Annotated in this window: 18 protein-coding genes and 3 tRNA genes; 10 read left to right on the forward strand and 11 right to left on the reverse strand. The window is 72.6% G+C overall.

Annotated features, from left to right (window positions below; translation table 11 throughout):
• Nucleotides 1-119 precede the first annotated feature (119 nt).
• Entirely contained in the window at nucleotides 120-1,295 is a 1,176-nt protein-coding gene (locus tag KV557_RS02245; RefSeq protein WP_218197886.1) for an RNA polymerase sigma factor, read from the forward strand.
• 8 nt (nucleotides 1,296-1,303) lie between these two features.
• Here KV557_RS02245 and KV557_RS02250 read toward each other — a convergent pair whose 3' ends face one another.
• From KV557_RS02250 to KV557_RS02265, 4 genes are all read right to left on the reverse strand, one after another.
• Nucleotides 1,304-2,338, reverse strand: coding sequence for a helix-turn-helix domain-containing protein (locus KV557_RS02250; protein WP_218197887.1), 1,035 nt, complete (start codon nucleotides 2,336-2,338; stop codon nucleotides 1,304-1,306).
• Nucleotides 2,339-2,751: 413 nt separating this feature from the next.
• Complete coding sequence (locus KV557_RS02255; protein WP_218197888.1) at nucleotides 2,752-4,155, reverse strand: glutamate decarboxylase; 1,404 nt, start codon at nucleotides 4,153-4,155, stop codon at nucleotides 2,752-2,754.
• 137 nt (nucleotides 4,156-4,292) lie between these two features.
• Nucleotides 4,293-5,726 carry an FGGY family carbohydrate kinase gene (locus KV557_RS02260; protein WP_218197889.1) on the reverse strand — a complete coding sequence of 478 codons (1,434 nt, stop codon included), beginning with the start codon at nucleotides 5,724-5,726 and terminating at the stop codon, nucleotides 4,293-4,295.
• Between the two features lie 107 nt (nucleotides 5,727-5,833).
• Nucleotides 5,834-6,127 (reverse strand): hypothetical protein, encoded by a 294-nt coding sequence (locus KV557_RS02265; protein ID WP_218197890.1) that lies wholly within the window; start codon nucleotides 6,125-6,127, stop codon nucleotides 5,834-5,836.
• 243 nt (nucleotides 6,128-6,370) lie between these two features.
• Between KV557_RS02265 and KV557_RS02270 the strand changes: the two genes are divergently transcribed.
• Both KV557_RS02270 and KV557_RS02275 read left to right on the forward strand, forming a co-directional pair.
• Nucleotides 6,371-6,443, forward strand: a tRNA-Asn gene (locus KV557_RS02270).
• Between the two features lie 61 nt (nucleotides 6,444-6,504).
• A tRNA-Asn gene (locus KV557_RS02275) sits at nucleotides 6,505-6,577 on the forward strand.
• A gap of 138 nt (nucleotides 6,578-6,715) precedes the next feature.
• Here KV557_RS02275 and KV557_RS02280 read toward each other — a convergent pair.
• Nucleotides 6,716-7,462 carry a trypsin-like serine peptidase gene (locus KV557_RS02280; RefSeq protein WP_218197891.1) on the reverse strand — a complete coding sequence of 249 codons (747 nt, stop codon included), beginning with the start codon at nucleotides 7,460-7,462 and terminating at the stop codon, nucleotides 6,716-6,718.
• 151 nt (nucleotides 7,463-7,613) lie between these two features.
• Nucleotides 7,614-8,468 (reverse strand): trypsin-like serine peptidase, encoded by an 855-nt coding sequence (locus KV557_RS02285; RefSeq protein WP_218197892.1) that lies wholly within the window; start codon nucleotides 8,466-8,468, stop codon nucleotides 7,614-7,616.
• A 189-nt stretch (nucleotides 8,469-8,657) separates the two neighbouring features.
• On the opposite strand from KV557_RS02285, the gene KV557_RS02290 reads away from it, so the two are divergent.
• The 5 genes from KV557_RS02290 (at nucleotide 8,658) to KV557_RS02310 (ending at nucleotide 12,008) form a co-directional block, all read left to right on the forward strand.
• Nucleotides 8,658-8,731, forward strand: a tRNA-Ile gene (locus KV557_RS02290).
• A gap of 271 nt (nucleotides 8,732-9,002) precedes the next feature.
• A complete protein-coding gene (locus KV557_RS02295) occupies nucleotides 9,003-9,956 on the forward strand; it encodes an SPFH domain-containing protein (protein WP_218197893.1) in 954 nt (317 codons plus the stop codon).
• Nucleotides 9,957-9,970: 14 nt separating this feature from the next.
• The gene (locus KV557_RS02300; RefSeq protein WP_218197894.1) at nucleotides 9,971-10,198 is read left to right on the forward strand and encodes a hypothetical protein; all 228 of its coding nucleotides are present in this window, start codon (nucleotides 9,971-9,973) and stop codon (nucleotides 10,196-10,198) included.
• A 28-nt stretch (nucleotides 10,199-10,226) separates the two neighbouring features.
• Entirely contained in the window at nucleotides 10,227-10,868 is a 642-nt protein-coding gene (locus tag KV557_RS02305; RefSeq protein ID WP_218197895.1) for a GOLPH3/VPS74 family protein, read from the forward strand.
• Between the two features lie 225 nt (nucleotides 10,869-11,093).
• Nucleotides 11,094-12,008, forward strand: coding sequence for a 1-aminocyclopropane-1-carboxylate deaminase/D-cysteine desulfhydrase (locus KV557_RS02310; RefSeq protein ID WP_218197896.1), 915 nt, complete (start codon nucleotides 11,094-11,096; stop codon nucleotides 12,006-12,008).
• A 13-nt stretch (nucleotides 12,009-12,021) separates the two neighbouring features.
• On the opposite strand, the gene KV557_RS02315 is transcribed toward KV557_RS02310, so the two are convergent.
• Together KV557_RS02315 and KV557_RS02320 are read right to left on the reverse strand one after the other, a co-directional pair.
• Nucleotides 12,022-13,521, reverse strand: coding sequence for an LCP family protein (locus KV557_RS02315; RefSeq protein ID WP_256176835.1), 1,500 nt, complete (start codon nucleotides 13,519-13,521; stop codon nucleotides 12,022-12,024).
• A 119-nt stretch (nucleotides 13,522-13,640) separates the two neighbouring features.
• Nucleotides 13,641-14,108 (reverse strand): MarR family winged helix-turn-helix transcriptional regulator, encoded by a 468-nt coding sequence (locus KV557_RS02320; protein WP_218197897.1) that lies wholly within the window; start codon nucleotides 14,106-14,108, stop codon nucleotides 13,641-13,643.
• A gap of 136 nt (nucleotides 14,109-14,244) precedes the next feature.
• On the opposite strand from KV557_RS02320, the gene KV557_RS02325 reads away from it, so the two are divergent.
• The gene (locus KV557_RS02325; protein ID WP_218197898.1) at nucleotides 14,245-15,270 is read left to right on the forward strand and encodes an NADP-dependent oxidoreductase; all 1,026 of its coding nucleotides are present in this window, start codon (nucleotides 14,245-14,247) and stop codon (nucleotides 15,268-15,270) included.
• Between the two features lie 363 nt (nucleotides 15,271-15,633).
• Nucleotides 15,634-16,128: a DUF3145 domain-containing protein gene (locus KV557_RS02330; RefSeq protein ID WP_218197899.1), complete on the forward strand. Its 495-nt coding sequence runs from the start codon at nucleotides 15,634-15,636 to the stop codon at nucleotides 16,126-16,128.
• 56 nt (nucleotides 16,129-16,184) lie between these two features.
• Here KV557_RS02330 and fabF read toward each other — a convergent pair whose 3' ends face one another.
• The 3 genes from fabF to KV557_RS02345 form a co-directional block, all read right to left on the reverse strand.
• The gene (gene fabF / locus KV557_RS02335; protein ID WP_218197900.1) at nucleotides 16,185-17,450 is read right to left on the reverse strand and encodes a beta-ketoacyl-ACP synthase II; all 1,266 of its coding nucleotides are present in this window, start codon (nucleotides 17,448-17,450) and stop codon (nucleotides 16,185-16,187) included.
• Nucleotides 17,451-17,582: 132 nt separating this feature from the next.
• Nucleotides 17,583-17,834, reverse strand: a complete 252-nt coding sequence (locus KV557_RS02340; protein WP_218197901.1) for an acyl carrier protein — start codon at nucleotides 17,832-17,834, stop codon at nucleotides 17,583-17,585.
• Between the two features lie 83 nt (nucleotides 17,835-17,917).
• Entirely contained in the window at nucleotides 17,918-18,949 is a 1,032-nt protein-coding gene (locus KV557_RS02345; protein ID WP_218197902.1) for a beta-ketoacyl-ACP synthase III, read from the reverse strand.
• Between the last annotated feature and the right edge of the window lie 27 nt (nucleotides 18,950-18,976).

Here is an 18,976-nt window from a genome sequence, read left to right on the forward strand (position 1 = left end):
ACCCGTGCGCAGAAAGTCGGCGCACGAGTCTCGGCCACGGAGTGTGGCGTACCGCACACTGGAGGGCGTCCCAGCTCCGTACAGCGCGGGTCCGCCAGAGTCGCGCGCGCCCCGAGGGGATGCCCGTGGACCAAGGCCTTGCCGCGACGTCCGGCCCGACCGTCAGACCGACCCCCACCGACCCGGCCCCCCGCCCCTCCGGCGAGGAGGCGGACCACGGCCGGGCCGACTCCGCGCTCCCGGACGGTGCCCGGGTCTCAGCCCAGGGCCACCCCGAGGCGTCGGACCTCGAAGCCGAAGCCGATCCCGATGCTGAACCCGACGCAGAACCGGACTCCGAACCGGACGACGCGCCCGGCCCCCGCGAGCGGGCCGAGACCGGCGGCCCGGCCGCGGACCTGCTCCGCCAGTACCTGCGCGAGATCGGCCGGATCCGGCTCCTCAACGCCGCCGAGGAGGTCGAGCTGGCCCGCCGGATCGAGGCCGGCCTGTTCGCCGAGGAGCGGCTGAACCGCGAACCCCCGCCCCCCGACCCGCCGGCCCACGAGCTGGACACCCTCGTGGTGCTGGGCCGGATCGCCAAGCGCCGCCTGATCGAGGCGAACCTGCGCCTCGTCGTGTCCGTCGCCAAGCGCTACGTCGGCCGCGGGCTCACCCTGCTGGACCTGGTCCAGGAGGGCAACCTCGGCCTGATCCGCGCGGTGGAGAAGTTCGACTACGCCCGCGGCTACAAGTTCTCCACCTACGCCACCTGGTGGATCCGGCAGGCGATGAGCCGGGCGCTGGCCGACCAGGCCCGGACGATCCGGGTGCCGGTGCACGTGGTCGAGCTGATCAACCGGGTGGTCCGGGTGCAGCGCGCGCTGCTGCAGGAGCGCGGCGTCGAGCCGGCCGCGGCCGACATCGCGGCGGCCCTGGAGCTGACCGAGGGCCGGGTGCGCGAGCTGATCCGGCTGGCCCAGGAGCCGATCTCGCTGCACACCCCGGTGGGGGAGGAGGACGACGTCGCGCTGGGCGACCTGATCGAGGACGCCGACGCCGCCTCGCCCGCCGAGTCCGCCACCTTCCTGCTGCTGCGCCAGCACCTGGACGCGGTGCTGGCCACCCTGGGCGAGCGCGAGCGCCAGGTGGTCCAGCTCCGCTACGGCCTGGACGACGGGCGCCCGCGCACGCTGGAGGAGATCGGCGCGGTGTTCGGGGTGACGCGGGAGCGGATCCGGCAGATCGAGTCGAAGACGCTGGTCAAGCTCCGCGACCACGCCTTCGCCGCACAGCTGCGCGGGTACCTCGACTGAGCCCGCTGCTACGGAGAGGCCGTGGCAGACGGTGACACGGAGGTCGTGGCGGTCTCCGACGGAGTCGCCGAGGCCGTGGCACCGGCCCCCGGGGGCGGCGAGGCGGGCCCGATCGGGATCGGCGTGGACGCGACCACGCCGGCCAGGTCGGCGACCGGCCCGATGCACACGGTCCCGCCGGGCTGGTACCCGCAGACCCGGAAGGTGACGGCCGGGTCCGCCGCGTTCAGCATCATCGAGTAGTTGTCGTAGCCCCAGTGGATCAGGGCCGTCTCGCTCTCGCCGGTGCCGCTGGTGATGGTGGCGTAGTCCTTCGGCTGGCCCTCGCTGATCGCCGCCCAGGCGGCCTGGCACTTCTGGCTGTACCGGAGGTAGATGACCACCTTGCCGATGACTTCGCTCTGCAGGGTGCGGGCGTCCTTGCCGCAGCCGGTGACCTTGGGGTCCTTGTGCGCGCAGCCGACCGCCTGGCAGGTGGGGTCGGACGGGACGGGCTGGGCGGAGCCGGGCGCGGAGGCCGGGACCGACTCGGCGACCGGCGCCTGCGGCGCGTCGCTCCGGGTGGCTCGCAGGCCCACCAGTACCAGCAGGGCGGCCAGCACAGCCGCGCCGGACAGCAGGGGCACCGGACGCCGCCACCACGCCACACCTGGCGCGGGGGCCGGTCCGGGCTCGTCCGCAGCGGCCGGAGGGCCGGCCACCTCGGCGATGTCGGCCGCGGGTTCCGCGGCGGGCTCGGTCGGGGGCTCGACGGCGGCGTCCTCGCCCGTCCCGTCCTCGGGCCCCTCCAGGGCCTGCCGCCACAGCGCCCGCAGCGCGGGCCCGTCGCACTCCACCGCCCCGATCAGCGCGTCCAGCGCCTGCTCGGTGATGACCCGCTTGCCGTTCAGCCAGCGCTCCCAGGAGGCCCGGCTGTAGTGGGTCCGGGTGGCCAGCTCGGACAGCGAGAGCCCGGCGGCGTCCTTGAGGGCGCGCAGTTCCTCGGCCAGGTTTCGGGCGGGCCCGGTCAACTCCTCGGGCAGGTGCTTCCAGGCGGAACCCATGCGGCCCTTCCAAATACGAGACGGGGATCGGGGGAGCAGGGAGGGCGGAATGGGCCTCCGACCGGGCAGTTCGGGTGTCTCCGCTTCTCCAACCTCATCGGCCTGCCGTCTCAAACCCCAGGTCCTGGGGCTGAGACGGTCCGAAGTGTCTCACAACCCCCGGAGAGGCTCGAACATTCATGGGTTCGTCGTGCACAGTTCTCTCGCCGGTGTGGTTCGCCCACCGGATGCTTCGTTCGGACACTGATCGTTCACCGATCGTCCGTCCGACACCCCACGTCCCGATTCCCCCACCGGTCGGGGCAGCCTCGCGGGGGGAGGCTGCCCCGGACGTCCGGGACGCACGGCGGGGAGGGCGCTCCGATGCGCCCTCCCCGCCGTGATCATGCTGAGGCCCCGCCAGGGCCGGGGCCTCAGTGGTGGAAGCCCGTCCGGGCCGGCATCCCGAGCTCCTTCAGTGGGACGGGCTGGCGCCGCAGCTCGGGCAGCAGCCGGCCGAGGTCGGCCAGCAGCAGGTCGGCGAGGTCCCGCGAGAAGCCGTTGCGGCACACGATCCGGAGCACCGACAGGTCCTCCCGGTTCGCGGGGAACGTGTACGCGGGCACCTGCCAGCCGCGCTCGCGCAGCCGCCGCGAGACGTCGAACACGTCGAACGGCACGTCGTCGGTCGTGGTGACGGCGAACACCGGAAGCTGGTCGCCGTGGGTGAGCAGCCGGAAGCCGCCGAGCTTCTCGATCGCCCCGGACAGGTAGGTGGCGACCTCGCGGCAGGCACCCTGGACGGCCCGGAAGCCGTCCCGGCCGAGCCGCAGGAAGGTGTAGTACTGCGCGACCACCTCCGCGCCGGGCCGGGAGAAGTTCAGCGCGAAGGTGGGCATCTCGCCGCCGAGGTAGTTGACCCGGAAGATCAGTTCCTCCGGCAGCGCCTCCTTGTCCCGCCAGAGCGCCCAGCCGACGCCTGGGTAGACCAGGCCGTACTTGTGGCCCGAGGTGTTGATCGAGGCGACCCGGGGCAGCCGGAAGTCCCAGACCAGGTCGGGGTCCAGGAAGGGCGCCACCATGCCGCCGGAGGCGCCGTCCACGTGCACCGGGATGTCGAGGCCGGTGCGCTGCTGGAGCCCGTCCAGGGCGGCGCAGATCTCCGCGATCGGCTCGTAGGAGCCGTCGAAGGTGGAGCCGAGGATGCCGACCACGCCGATGGTGTTCTCGTCGCACAGGGCGACCGCCTGCTCGGCGCCGAGGTGGAAGCGCTCGCCCTCCATCGGCGCGGTGCGCGCCTCGACCTCCCAGAAGTTGCAGAACTTCTCCCAGCACACCTGGACGTTGATGCCCATCACCAGGTTGGGCCGGGCCCCGGCGGCGTAGCGCTCGGCGTTGCGGCGCATCCAGCGGCGCTTGAGCGCGAGGCCGGCCAGCATGCAGGCCTCGCTGGAGCCGGTGGTGGAGCAGCCGACCGCGCCGTCCGGGTCGGGGGCGTGCCAGAGGTCGGCGAGGATCGCCACGCAGCGCCGCTCCAGCTCGGCGGTCTGCGGGTACTCGTCCTTGTCGATCATGTTCTTGTCCAGGCACTCGGTCATCAGCCGGGTGGCCTGCACCTCCATCGAGGTGGTGACGAAGGTCGCCAGGTTGAGCCTGGCGTTGCCGTCCAGCATCAGCTCGTCGTGGATTAGCTGGTAGGCGGTGTCGGCCGGGACGGGGCCGTCGCCGAGCCGGTGCAGCGGCGGCGCCAGCTCCATCGCGCCCAGCGGGTCGGCGGTGCCCACGAACGGACTGATGCTCAGCCGGCGGTCGTCGCCGGCCCCCTTGTGCAGCGCCATGGATGCCTGCCGTCCTTCACTCCGGTGGCCGTGTCCCGTCCCACGCTGCCATCGAGCGTCGGGTGACGCATCTTCATCCGCCGATGTTCGCCGGACGGACTGGCCGATACTCCCCGCCACTTCCCGCGCGGAGTGGCTCAGCCGGCCGTCTCCGGGTGGATCTGCTCGCGGGCGGCCCGGTACTGCTGACGGATCGCCGAGCCGATCGCCAGGTCCTGGTCGCCGTCGGGCCGGACGGTCTCGGCCTCCGGCAGCTCCCAGGCCGGCGGCCCGGGCGTGCCGGCCAGCGCCCAGGCGGCCTGCCGGGCGGCCCCGCGGGCGGCGTGGGCGCCCGGCGGCGGCACCACGACCGGGACGCCGAACACCAGCGGGGCGACGTGCCGGACGACCGGCAGCCGCCCGGCTGTGCCGAGCAGGAACACCCGCTTGATCTCCACACCCTGGGCGCGCAGCACGTCCAGCGCGTCCGCGATGTTGCAGAGCATGCCCTCGACGGCGGCCCGGGCCAGGTGCTGCGGGGTCATCGACTCGACCCGCAGACCGGTCAGGGTGCCGGCCGCGTGCGGCAGCGCGGGCGTCCGCTCGCCCTCCAGGTAGGGCAGCAGGACGAGCCCGTACGCGCCGGGGGAGGAGTGCAGGGCGAGGTCGCTCAGGCCGTCCAGGTCCTGGCCGAGCATCGCGGCGGTGGAGCGGAGCACCTGGGCGGCGTTCAGGGTTGCGACCATCGGCAGGTGGCGGCCGGTGGCATCGGCGAAGGAGGAGATCAGCCCGGTGGCGTCGACGATGGCCCGCTCGTGCACCGCGAAGATCGTCCCGGCGCTGCCGAGCGAGACCACCGCGTCGCCGGGTCCGAGGCCGAGGCCGAGCGCGGCGGCCATGTTGTCGCCGGTGCCGGCCGAGATCAGCAGGCCTTCGGGGGTGTGGCCGGCGGGCTCGGCCGGGCCGAGCACGTCGGGGAGCTTCAGTTCGTGGCCGAGCGCCAGCTTCACCAGGTCCTGCCGGTACTCCCCGGTGATCGGCGACCAGTAGCCGGTCCCGGAGGCGTCGCCCCGGTCGGTGGTGCGGCGCCTGGGGTTGCCGAGCAGCTGGGAGACCAGCCAGTCGTGCGGCAGCAGCACCTCGGCCACCCGGCGGGCGTTGGCCGGCTCGAACTCGGCCAGCCAGCGCAGCTTGGCGATGGTGTACGAGGGCCCGGGGACGGCGCCGATCGCGGCGGTCCACGCGGCGGGGCCGCCGAGCGCGTCGAGGAGCTTGGCGGCGGCGCCGCTGGAGCGCGGGTCGTTCCACAGGATCGCGGGCCGCACCAGCACGCCGCCCGCGTCGAGACCGATCATGCCGTGCTGCTGCGCGCTGACGCCGATCGCCCGGACGCCCTCCAGCAGGCCGCCGGCGGCGGCGTCGCCGAGCGAGTGCAGCCAGATCTGCGGGTCGGCCTCGCCGGCCCGGGTTTCGGGGCTCTCCGGGACGGGGTGCGGTGCCTTGCCGGAGCGCAGGACCGCGCCGGTCTCGGTGTCGCACGCGACGATCCGGGTACGGCTGGTCGAGCTGTCTATCCCCGCGACGATGGCCATGTCGAGATCATGCCTCAGCCCGGCCCGGGACGCGTCCGGACCGGGCGAGGTGTTGCCCGTTCGGAACCCCGGCGTGAGGTCCTGGCCGGGCGGGCGTCACCGGGGCGTCACGGTCGGAAGGTACCCCAGCCGTCGTCCTCGGTGCGGGCCCGGTTGAAGTACGGCACCCGGTCGGTGACGACGTGCGGCAGCCGGTCCCCGACCTTGTCGGCGACCGCGCCGGCCGCCTTCCCGGCCACCGCGCCGGCCTGCTGCCTGGCCCGGTCGGTCGCCCCCTGGACCGTCGGGTTCTGAGCGATCTGCCGGGTGACCTTGGCGATCTGGTCGTAGCGCTGACGCCCGGCCCGCGAGCCCAGGACGTAGCCGGCCGCGAGTCCGACGGCCAACGACAGCTTCCACATGATGGGATTCCACCCTCTCCTGGCGGCCTTCTGCCGCATTGCCCTACCCGTCCGTCGGGACGGCGAACCGTCTGCGTCCCCAGCATCCCCGGGGGGCGCGCCGGGCGCGCGCGGGGCACGCCGGGCGGGTCCCGGGGCGGCCGGGGAAAGCGATTGGCGGACCACCCCCCCGAGTGCGCTAATGTATGTCCCGCAGCGAGCGCCGAGGAGCCCGGGGGAACCGGGGGCCGAAGCGGGAGCCGATCCCCCATAGCTCAATTGGCAGAGCAGCCGACTGTTAATCGGCAGGTTATTGGTTCGAGTCCAATTGGGGGAGCTCGGGAAGCGGTCCTTCGGGTCCCTTTTCCTGTGTGTGGTACGGGAGTTGAGTACCGCGATCCCGCATAGCTCAATTGGCAGAGCAGCCGGCTGTTAACCGGCAGGTTTTTGGTTCGAGTCCAAATGCGGGAGCTGCACCGGGTGCGCCCGGTGACTGCTCAGAGCGAAGGCCCCTCGGATGACCGGGGGGCTTTCGTGTTGCCCCGCCGTCGTGTTGCCCTGCTGTCGTGCTGCTGTGGCGCCGTGTTGCGTCCGTCACGTCCGGAAGCCTCAGGTGGTCGCCTGCCGGTAGAGCTCGGCGACCCGCCCGTCGAAGGCGACGCTGTACGAGGTGCCGGGGGTGTCCCCGCCCTCCTGGTAGCCGCCGATCACGCCGATCACCGTCCCGGTCGCGGTGACCCACGGGCTGCCGCTGGTGCCGTCGGTGTAGCCGCCGCAGTCGAACCGCTCCTGGGTCGGGCTCTGCGAGCGGGTCGTCACCGAGCAGGTGATCGGCTCGTCGCGCTCGTTGGGGTAGCCGGTGACCGAGACCGCCTGCCCGAAGCCCTGGCCGGTGGCGATCGGGTTGCCGCCGACCGCCTCCTCGACCTGCTTGCCGTCGACCGGGCGCACGGTGATGAACGCCACGTCGTACTCGGGGTCGTCGTCGTCCGCCCAGCGCGGGTCGACGGTGATCGACTGCACCGGCCAACTCCCGTACGGGGAGTATCCGTTGCGGTAGCCGGGGGTGAACACCAGGCCGTCCAGCAGGCCGATCCTGCGGTTCTGCACGCAGTGCGCCGCGGTCACCAGCAGATTGTGCTTCGGGCTCCGCACGACGCTCGCCGTGCAGGCGCGCGGGCCCTGCGGGGTGCGGACCGAGAGGGTGCCGATCCGGTCGCGGGCCGCGCTCTGCTGGGCGACCTCGGCGGTGGGCCCCTGGTCCGTCCCGCTGCACGCGGTGCCGGCGGCGAGCAGCAGGGCCGCCAGCGCGGCCGTCCGTGCCGCGCGCGCGGGCCGTACCGGGCGGGGGGCCATCGGGGCTCCGTCTCGTTCCTCGGGGCGGGTGCCGGGTCCTGCGTTCCGCCGTTCGTGAGGAAGATCTACCAGGCCGCGCCCGGCAGCGCCACTGCCGGTCGTTCGATACGACTTCCGCGCCGACGTCGGCGGCTTCTCCGGCTCTCCTCAGCTACTGCGTTGCGCGGTCGTAGAGCACCTGGACGCGGTCGCCGAAGTAGCTGCTGTACGAGGTGTCGGGGCTGTCGCCGCCCTGCTGGTAGCCGCCGATCACGCCGACCACGGTGCCGGTCCGGGTGTCCGGGTCGAAGTCGGTGACCCAGGGGCTGCCGCTGGTGCCGCCGGTGTAGTCGGGGCAGTCGATCCGCACCTGGGTGGGGCTCTGCTCGGTGGTGTTGTTGGAGCAGGTGATCGGGACGTCGCTGCTGCCGGGGTAGCCGGTGATCCGCACGGGGAGCTGGTAGCCGCGGTTGACGCCCAGTTTGTTGGCGCCGAGCACCTGCTGCACCTGCTGCCCGTTCTGCGCCTGGACGACGGCGAAGGCGACGTCCACGTCCGGGTCGGCGTGGTCCTTCCAGCCGTTGTCGACGGTGACGGCCACCAGCGGCCAGACGCCGCTCGGGGTGTCGCCGTTGCGGTAGCCGGGGATGAAGACCAGGTCGCTGCGCTGGCCGAGCTTCGGGTCCCAGACGCAGTGTGCGGCGGTGACGATGAGGTTCAGCCCGGCGCTGTCGACCACGCTGGCGGTGCAGAAGTGGTCGCCGTCCGCGTTGCGGGTGAAGACGGCGCCGACCAGGCCGTTCAGCACGTTGGGCTTGGCGGTGCGGGTGACCCCGGTGTGCTTGGCGATGGCGCCCTTGAGCCGTTGCTTGCTCCAGCCATGGCTGTTTCCCGAGGCGGTGGGCGAGGCCGGGGCCGAGGTGACGGTCGGGGTGCCCCCGCCGGGCCGCGCCGCGGTCGTGCACCCCGCCGCGGCCAGCAGCACCAGCACGGCACCGGCCGCCGCAGCCGCCTCACGTCTCGTCATCAGCCCAGGCTGCCTGTCCCGTCCCGGCCGTGCCAACCCGACTGCTCCGCCCGGAGAGGCGTGTACCCCTGCGTTCCCAGGTGCGCCCCCGGCGCGCACCACGGGTGATCGACCGGCTATGCTGCCCGGGACGGCCTCGCGGGGCCGTCTGCTGCTGCCGTGGCCGACGACCGGCGCGCGCGGCGAACCGGGGCGGTAGCTCAGCCGGTTAGAGCAGGGGACTCATAATCCCTTGGTCGTGGGTTCGAGTCCCACCCGCCCCACCTTCGAGACGCATGTCGTGAACCGTCCGCGGGCAGGCCCTGAGCTGGAGCTTCGTTGCCCGTGACGACGAAAGTCTAGAACGCAGCCCCCTCTTCCTTTTGCGCGGCGCGCCGGAATTCACCCGCCCGTGGGCATCGGCCCGGGGCTTCTGACGGCCGCCTGTGGCCGGGTCCTGCCGCTCCCTGTCGTGCCGACCCCTGGCGCGGTGCGCGCGAAAAGTGATATCACTTTGACAGCTAAGCGGAAGCACTCGCTGGAGGAGTCGGTCCGATGACCACACCGCGTATCACCGTCGACGAAGAAGACGGCCCTGCCCTGGACCTGCCGGTCCCCAAGATCACCGAACGTGTCATCACCGCCGCCTCCGGCCTGCCGGTCCTAGGGGGCGCGCTGCTCGGCCTGGTCGCCGGGCTCGGGTCGGTCATCGCCGGCGGCGTGCAGCTGTCCGGCGGCGCCAAGGGGGCGGGGATCGCCCTGGTGATCGCCGGTCCGCTGCTCGCGCTGGGCTCGCTGGTGATGCTGTGCGGGCTGACCGTGGTCTCGCCCGGTGAGGCCCGGGTGGTGCAGCTGCTCGGCAACTACCGCGGCACCGTCCGCGCCGAGGGCCTGAGCTGGCTGAACCCGTTCACCAGCCGCCGCCGGATCTCCACCCGGATCCGCAACCACGAGACCGAGACCACCAAGGTCAACGACGCGGACGGCAACCCGATCGAGATGGCCGCCGTCGTGGTCTGGCAGGTCGAGGACACCGCCAAGGCCGTGTTCGAGGTGGACGACTACACCGACTTCGTCGCCATCCAGACCGAGACGGCCGTCCGGCACATCGCCAGCAGCTACCCGTACGACGCCCACCACGAGGGCCAGTTGTCGCTGCGCGACGGCGCGGAGGAGGTCACCCGCAAGCTCTCCGCCGAGATCGCCGCCCGGGTCGTCTCGGCCGGCGTCCGGGTCGTCGAGTCCCGGATCACCCGGCTCGCCTATGCGCCCGAGGTCGCCCAGGTGATGCTCCAGCGCCAGCAGGCCGGGGCCGTGGTCGCCGCTCGCCGGCTGATCGTCGAAGGCGCTGTCGGTATGGTCGAGGAGGCCCTGGACCGGCTGGCCGAGCGCGACGTGGTCGAACTCGACGAGGAGCGCAAGGCGGCCATGGTGAGCAACCTCCTGGTGGTGCTGTGCGGTGACCGCGGCACCCAGCCGGTCGTGAACACGGGCTCCCTCTACTCGTAAGGAGCGGCGCGGCGTTGGCGACCGAGCGGAAGAAGATCCTGCTGCGCCTGGACCCGGCGGTGCACGACGCGCTGGCCCGGTGGGCGGCGGACGAACTGCGCAGCGCGAATGCACAGATCGAGTTCCTGCTCCGCCGCGCCCTCACCGACGCGGGGCGGATGCCCAGCGGCGCGGCCAAGCTTCCCCGGCGCGGTCGCCCGCCCAAGGAGAGCCCGGAGCCCGGCGATTCCGACGCCGACTGACCGGGCGGCACACCACACTGTCCTGAGCTTGGAGTCCACCATGGACGTGCCCACCACTCTGCCGGAGAAGCTGTACCTGCTCGCCTACAATCCCGAGCGCGAGCGCCTCAACATCCTCAATCTCGACCTGGTGCTGCAGGCGGCGGCCCTCGTGGAACTCCTGCGGCGCGGGCTGATCCGCGACGACGGCCGGCACCCGGCCGCCGTGGACGGTGCTGCTGCCGACGGCCTCGACCCGCTCTCCGCCGCGCTGCTGGAGCAGATCCGCCAGGGGCGGCGGCGCAGCTGGAAGAGCTGGATCGGGCGCCAGAGCATGGCGGCGCGGGTGGTCCGTGACGGGCTTGCGGCCGCCGGTCGGATCCGGGTCGAGGAGCGCCGGGTGCTCGGGATCTTCCCGTGCGCGCGGGTCACCCTGCGGGAGCCCCGGGTGCGCAAGGCGCTGGCGGCGAGCGTCACGTCGGCGCTGAGCGCACCGCTCACCGCGGTCCCCCCGGCGGACGCCGCCCTGGTCGCGCTGATCGACGCCGCCCGGATGGGCTCGGCCCTGACATGGCGCCAGAGGCGCGAGTTCCGGACCCGGATCGACAAGTTGGCCCCTGCCGCCGGTCCCGTTCCGCGCGCCCTGCGCCGGGCCATCAACGCGCAAATGGCGGACGGAGGGGCGGGCTGACCCGACGCTCCGTCCCGGACCTGCCCTGGCCCGGTCGCCGATCCGGCGGCCGGGCTTCGCGCTGTCCGGAGCGGCCCCATCCACCGATCGGTTGGACCTGATCCGCCGGATCCGCGACAACGGCGTGACGGTGGTGCTGGTCTCGCACGTCATGGACGAGGTCGAGGCGCTCTGCGACCGGGCCGCCGGCCGACCCGGCTGCCGGCCGATCCGTATGCTGGCCGGATGCTCGAACCCGCCCTGCTGCCGACCCCGCTGGTGGACTGCACCGACCCGGCGCTCGCCCGGGCCGGGGTGGAGCTGCGGCTCAAGCGGGACGACCTGCTGCACCCGACCGTCCCCGGCAACAAGTGGCGCAAGCTCGCGCCCAACCTGGCGGCAGCGGTCGAGCAGGGCCACACCCGGCTGCTGACCTTCGGCGGCGCCTACTCGACGCACCTGCGGGCGGTCGCGGTGGCCGCCGCGGCGCTGGGGCTGGAGAGCGTCGGCCTGGTTCGCGGCGAGGAGCTGGCCGACCGCCCGCGCAACTGGTCGCTGCGGGCGGCCGAGGAGGCCGGCATGGAGCTCGCCTTCCTCTCCCGCGCGGAGTACCGCGAGGTCACCGGCCGCGGTGCGGCGGACGAAGCCACCGCCGAAGGCATCCAGCGGCGCTGGGGCCCCTGCCTGGTGCTCCCCGAGGGCGGCTCCAACGCCCTGGCCGCGATCGGCGCGGCGGCGATCCCGGCCGAACTGCCCGACCTCGGCGCCCGTGACGTGGTCTGCTGCCCGGTCGGCACCGGCGGCACCCTGGCCGGGATCGCGGCCGGCCTGCCGGCGGGCGCCCGGGCCCTCGGCGTGGCGGTCCTGCGCGGCGGCGCGGGCTACCTGGAGGGCGAGGTCGCCCGACTCCACCGGGCCGCGTACGGCCGGGAGTTCGGCAACTGGCGGATCGACCACGGGCACCACGGCGGCGGCTACGGCAAGGTCCCGGCCGAACTGGCAGCCTTCGCCGAGCGGTTCGAGCGGCAGCACGGCATCGCGCTGGAACGCCGGTACGTGGCCAAGCTCCTGGCCGCACTCCACGACCTGGCCGCCGCCGGGGAGTTCCCCCGGGGCGCCCGCCTCACCGCGGTGATCACGGGCCTGCCGGACCCGGTTTAGCCAACCCGGAAGGTCACCCGAAGGTCAGGTTGGCGCACGGGTCGGTGTCGGCGCCGCGCGTGTTCTCCGCTATGCCGGTCGGGATCCCGCTCGGCGTGGACGAGCTGGAGCTCGGGCTCGAACTCGGGCTGGCGTCCACGGAGTTCAGCTGGGTGCCGGCCGGCTGGTAGTCGCGGCCGAGGGTGACGGTGATCGCCCCGGAGCCGGGATCCTCGACCGTCCGCGCCCCGGGGAAGAGCGCGGCAGCCTGGTCGGCGGCACCCTTCAGCGTCGGGTCGTACGCGATCTCGGTGGTCTGCCGGCCGGGGTTGTTCGCGCCGAGCGAGACGTTCTGGAAGCCCCTGGCCTTGAGCGCCTCGGCGCCGGAGCCGGCCAGCCCGGAGGTGCCGACACCGTTGACCACGATCACCGGCGCCGCGGCCTGCTCGGGCGCGAGCGGCGCGGTCGTGGCGGGCGTCCCGGAGGCGGTGGGGGAGGAGGTGGCCGTGCCCGTCCCGGCGGTGCCCTGCCCGTCCAAGGTGCGGTCCTCTTTGAGCAGCTTCCAGAGCGTGTCGGCGTCCGGCTGCACCAGCCGCACCCGCTCCCCGGCGAAGCGCCAGGGGGCGGTGACGAAGGTGACGTCGGAGAGCTTGATGTCCTGCACCGAGCGGGCGAAGTCCACCACCTTCATCGCGGTGCCCAGCCCCTCGTCGACGGTGAGTGACTTCGTGGCCGCGTCGGCCAGCGGCAGCAGGGTGGGCAGCGAGAAGCCCTGGCTCTGGACCTTCTTGATCATCGAGGAGAGGAAGGCCTGCTGGCGCTTCATCCGGCCTATGTCGGAGTTGTCGCCGATGCCGTGACGCGCGCGCAGGTAGTCCACCGCGGACTGCCCGGAGAGCTTCTGCAGGCCCTTCGTGAGGTGGATGCCGTACTCGTTGACGTCGTTGGGGACGCAGGCGTCCACGCCGCCGATGGCGTCGCTCATCGCGGCAGCGCCCTTGAAGTCGACCACGACCGTGTGGTCGATCCGCAGCCCGGTCAGCTTCTCCACGGTGTTCTGCGTGCAGGCCGGGTTCCCCTTGGGGTCGTCGCCCACGCTGAAGGCGGAGTTGAACATCTGGTCGGTCTTCGGCGCGGTCCAGGTGCCGTTCGGCAGCTTGCAGGACGGGAGGGTGACCAGGGTGTCCCGGGGGATCGAGACGCCGACGGCGTGCTTGTGGTCGGCGTAGACGTGCACCAGGATCGCGGTGTCCGAGTGGGCGACGCCCTCGTCGCCACCGCCGAGCGCATTGTTGCCGTCGTCCCGGGTGTCCGAGCCGAGCAGCAGGACGTTGACCGGCACCGAGGCGCCCGGGGTGGCCGGGACGGGGGCCGGCGGGCGTTCGGTGGCGACGCCGCCCGCGTCGAAGGTGGTGATGTTGTGGTCCAGCCGGTGGTAGAACCAGGCTCCGGCGCCCACGACGGACAGCACCAGGACGGCGGCCAGGCCGATGGCGGTCCGCAGGAACCGCCGCCTGCGCGAGCTGCTGCTCATCGTTGCGGGCCCCCCGTCTTCGTCTGTAGCTGTTCGGCGTTCGAACATTAGACGTTTCGGGGGAGTGTTCGGTTACCTCCGCCGGCCCACCGGTTCGGCTCCGATGGGCGTGACGCTGGTCACGCCCCGGGGCCGGAGGCGCCCGCGAGCATCCGCCGGAGCAGATCGCGCAGAACGGTCCGCTCGTCCGGGCCGAGGGCGGCGAGCGGCTCGCGGGCGAAGTTCAGCGACTCGCGCAGTTCCTCGGAGGCGGCGGTGCCGGTGTCGGTGGCGGCGACCAGTTTGACCCGGCGGTCCTGCCGGTCGGCCTCCCTGGTGACGAAGCCGCGCGACTCCAGCCGGTCGACGATCCCGGTGATGTTGGACGGCTCGCAGCTGAGCGTCTGGGCGATCTGGCGCATCGGCATCGGCCCGCGCCGCAGCAGGGCGAGCACCTTGGCCTGGGCGCCGGTCAGCGACCGGGCGGCCGCGGCGTCCTCGTACTCGCGGTGGAAGAGCGCGACCAGGTTGGCCATGAGGTCGACGACCTCGCGGGTGATCTCGTCGGGCTGCTGCGGCGTGGCGGCCGCGGTCGGCTGCGTGTCCATGGGATCCACTGTACCTGAAAAGTTGACAACCTGAACCTTTCATGTCCATCGTTACTTCAGTTGCTCAACCTTTCAGGTGCAGTGACATCCAGCGACATCACCGGGGAACCGCCGAACAGTACAAGGAGCACACCCCATGGCAGAGCAGGCAGCGCCCGCCACCGCCCGTGAATGGCACCTCGCCGCCCGCCCGCAGGGCTGGCCCGTCCCGACCGACTTCGCCCTCGTCGAGGCCCCGGTCCGGACCCCGGGCCCGGGCGAGATCCTGGTCCGCAACGCCTTCCTCTCGGTCGACCCGTACGTGCGGGGCCGGATGAACGACGTGAAGTCCTACCTGCCCCCGTTCCAGCTCGGCCAGGTCATGGACGGCGGCGCGGTCGGCTACGTCGTGGCCTCCGAGGCCGAGGGCTTCGCCCCGGGCGACGCGGTGCTGCACGGGCTCGGCTGGCGCGAGTACGCGACCGTCGACGCCAAGCGCGCGGTCAAGGTCGACCCGGCCGCCGCGCCGCTCTCCGCCTACCTCGGGGTGCTCGGCATGACCGGCCTGACCGCCTACGCCGGCCTGCTCGCCGTCGGCGGCCTCAAGGAGGGCGACAAGGTCTTCGTCTCCGGCGCGGCCGGCGCGGTCGGCTCGATGGTCGGCCAGATCGCGAAGCTCAAGGGCGCCTCCCTGGTGGTCGGTTCGGCCGGCTCGGCGGAGAAGGTCGCCAAGCTGGTGGACGAGTACGGCTTCGACGCGGCCTTCAACTACAAGGACGCGCCGGTCGCCGAGCAGCTGGCGAAGGCCGCCCCGGCCGGCATCGACCTGTACTTCGACAACGTCGGCGGCGACCACCTGGAGGCCGCGATCGGCGCGCTCGGCGTGCACGGCCGCGCGGTGCTCTGCGGCGCGATCGCCCAGTACAACGAGACCACCGCCCCTGCCGCCCCGCGCAACCTCGCGCTCGCGATCGGCAAGCGGCTGCGCCTGGAAGGCATGCTGGTCGGCGACCACGCCGCGCTCCAGCCGCAGTTCGTCACCGAGGTGGCCGGCTGGCTGGCGTCCGGCGAACTCCGTCACGAGGAAACCGTGGTGGACGGCTTCGAGCGCGCCGCCGACGCCTTCCTCGACCTGCTGCGCGGCGTCAACACCGGCAAGATGGTTGTCCGCCTGGACGGCTGACCCTGCGTCAGACCGTCGACCGCCCCGCCGCCCCACCGGGCGTGCGGGGCGGTTTGCCGAATAAGAGTCGCTGCACGGCGCAGGGGAACCCGCCGCACTACCGCAATCCGGTCGGATCCGAAAGTGCGTCATCCATCGTGCGGGGCGGCGCGGTACGGTGGTCCAGCCTCGCGATGGGGCCGTTCGGGGGAGAGATCCGGCCGAGGGGTAGACCTCGTTGAGGATTCGACTAGCATTGAGCGAAAGCCTGTCCGTTTTGCTCAATTTAGTCGCTTAATGTCGGCTAACGTGGGTAACTGTGGATCAACTGCAGGCACGAGGCAGCTGGGGAAGGCGACCCTCGTCCACAGCCTGGAGGTCCCGGTGACGACACGTGGAGTTCTCTACATCCACTCCGCGCCCCGCGCACTGTGCCCGCACGTCGAGTGGGCCGTCGCAGGGGTGCTCGGTGTGCGGGTGAGCCTGGACTGGATCCGCCAGCCGGCCGCGCCCGGACACTGGCGTGCCGAGCTCTCCTGGCAGGGCGAGCCCGGCACGGCCTCGAAGCTCGCCTCCGCGCTGCGCGGCTGGCAGCTGATGCGGTACGAGGTCACCAGCGAGCCCTGCGCCACGGCGGAGGGCGAGCGCTACAGCAGCACGCCCTCGCTCGGCATCTTCCACGCCGTCACGGGCATCCACGGGGACATCCTGATCCCCGAGGACCGGCTGCGCGCCGTCCTGCTGCGTGCCCGCAGCGAGGGGGCCGACCTGGAGGCCGAGATCTCCCGGCTGCTCGGCAAGCCCTGGGACGACGAACTGGAGCCGTTCCGGTACGCCGGTGAGGGCGCGCCGGTGCGCTGGCTGCACCAGGTGGTCTGAGACCGTACGAGAAGGGGCCGGCGCTCGCGAGAGCGCCGGCCCCTTCCGGTGTGCGGTCAGCGGGTGCGGAAGGCCAGCACCACGTTGTGGCCGCCGAAGCCGAACGAGTTGTTCAGCGCCGCGATCCGGCCCTCGCCGGGCAGCGGACGGGCCTCGCGCACGATGTCCGCGTCGATGTCGTCGTCCAGCTCGTCGACGTTGATGGTCGGCGGGGCGACCCGGTGGTACAGGGCCAGCACGGTGGCGACGGTCTCGATACCGCCCGCGCCGCCCAGCAGGTGACCGGTCATCGACTTGGTGGCCGAGACGGCGATGTGGTCCAGGTGCTCGCCGAGTTCCTTGCGCAGCGCCTTCAGCTCGGCGGTGTCACCCTGCGGGGTCGAGGTGGCGTGCGCGTTGACGTGCACGATCTCGGCCTTGTCCAGCGCGTTGCGGTCGAACAGGTCGGCCAGCGCGCGGGCCACCCCGGCGCCGGTCGGCTCCGGCTGGGCGATGTGGTGGGCGTCCGAGGACAGGCCCTGGCCCACGGCCTCGCAGTAGATCCGGGCCCCGCGGGCCTCGGCGTGCTCGACCGACTCCAGCACGACCACGCCGGCGCCCTCGCCCAGGACGAAGCCGTCACGGGCCTTGTCGTACGGGCGCGAGGCGCGCTCGGGGTCGTCGTTGTTCTTGGACATCGCCATCATGTTGGCGAACGCGGCGATCGGCAGCGGGTGGATCGCGGCCTCGGTGCCGCCGGCCACGACCACGTCGGCGCGGCCGCTGCGGATCATCTCGATCGCGTAGCCGATCGCCTCGGCGCCGGAGGCACAGGCGGAGACGGGGGTGTGCACACCCGCGCGGGCGCCGACCTCCAGACCGACGTTGGCCGCCGGGGAGTTGGGCATCAGCATCGGGACGGTGTGCGGGGAGACCTTGCGGGAGCCCTTCTCCTTTAGCACGTCGTACTGGTCGAGGAGGGTGGTCACGCCGCCGATGCCGGAGGCGATGACGGCGCCGAGGCGCTCGGGGGCGAGCTTGGAGGACTCGTCGGTGGCCGGGGTCTCGAAGCCGGCGTCGGCCCAGGCCTCCCGGGCGGCGATCAGCGCGAACTGCGCGGAGCGGTCCAGCTTGCGGGCCAGCGGGCGGGGCAGGATCTCGCCCGGCTCGACGGCGGTGCGCGCGGCGATGCGGACCGGCAGGTCCGCGGCCCACTCCTCGGTCAGGGCCGACACTCCGGAACGGCCCGCCACCAGGTTCTCCCAGGTGGTGGCGGCGTCGCCGCCCAGCGGCGTGAAGGCGCCGATACCCGTGACGACCACGGTACGGTTTTCAGCGGTCACTGGTCTTCTTCTCTCACATTGGTGCGGGGTCGGCGGCGAGCCGGGGGGTGGGCCCGGCCGGGCGCCCGGTGGGGCGTCCCGGCCGGCGGGTCGGCCGGCTCGTGCGAGTCCGGCCGACGGTCATGCGATCGCTCAGGCGGCGGCGTTGGTGAGGATGTAGTCCACCGCGTCGCCGACCGTCTTCAGGTTCTTGACCTCGTCGTCCGGGATCTTGACGTCGAAGCGCTCCTCGGCGGCCACGACGACCTCGACCATGGACAGCGAGTCGACGTCCAGGTCGTCGGTGAAGGACTTGTCGAGCTCGACGTCCTCGGCCGGGATGCCGGCGATCTCGTTGACGATCTCGGCGAGACCTGCCAGGACCTCGTCCTTGTCCTTAGCCATACTGGCTTGCTCCTCTTCGGTGTTGAACGCGTCCGACCGGCGGACGGACGCAGGCTTTGCGGATGACTGGGGCGAAAACGCGCCTAGGGGAGCGTAACGACTGCCGCGGCGTACACGAGACCCGCCCCGAACCCGATGATCAGCGCGAGGTCGCCACTGCGGGCCTCGCCGCTCTCCAGCATGCGTTCCATCGCCAGCGGGATGGAGGCCGCGGAGGTGTTGCCGGTCTCGGAGATGTCGCGGGCGACCGGCACCGAGTCGGGCAGCTTCAGGGCCTTGATCATGGCGTCGGTGATGCGCATGTTGGCCTGGTGCGGGATGAAGGCGCCGAGCTGGTCGGCGGTGATCCCGGCGGCGTCCAGTGCCTGCTGGGCCACCTTGGCCATCTCCCAGACCGCCCAGCGGAAGACGGACTGACCCTCCATCCGCAGGGCCGGCCACTTGGTCTCGTCACCCACGCCGTTGACCGCGTCGGCCTTGGCGAAGGCGGTGTCCCATGCCTGGGTCTGCGAGATGACGTCCTTCTGGGAGCCGTCCGAGCCCCAGATCACCTTGCCGATGCCGGGAGTGTCGGACGGGCCGACGATCGCGGCGCCGGCGCCGTCGCCGAAGATGAACGCGGTCGAGCGGTCCGACTGGTCGGTCAGGTCGCTGAGCCGCTCGACGCCGATCACCAGGACGTACTCGGCGCTGCCGCTGCGGATCATGCCGTCGGCCAGGCCCAGGCCGTAGCCGAAGCCGGCGCAGGCGGCCGAGATGTCGAAGGCCGGGGCGGTTCCGCAGCCCAGCCGCTCGGCGATCTCGGTGGCGATGGCCGGGGTCTGCTTGAGGTGCGAGACGGTCGCGACGATCACGCCGCCGATCTGGTCGGGGGCGATCCCGGCCTGCGCGATGGCCTTGCCGGCGGCCTGCACCGACATCTCGGCGACGGTCTCCTCCGGGCCGGCCCAGCGGCGCTCGGCGATGCCGCTGCGGGTGCGGATCCACTCGTCCGAGGAGTCGATCCACTCCAGCACCTCGGCGTTGGGGATCACCCGGACCGGACGGTAGCCGCCCACGCCGAGGATGCGCGAGAACTGCGCCCCGGTGGCCGGACGGATCTGCGGCTTGCTCATGCGGCCACCTCGCTGCGCTCGGCGGTC

The sequence above is a fragment of the Kitasatospora aureofaciens genome (genome assembly GCF_019192735.1).
In the GTDB taxonomy this organism is placed as follows: domain Bacteria; phylum Actinomycetota; class Actinomycetes; order Streptomycetales; family Streptomycetaceae; genus Kitasatospora; species Kitasatospora aureofaciens_A.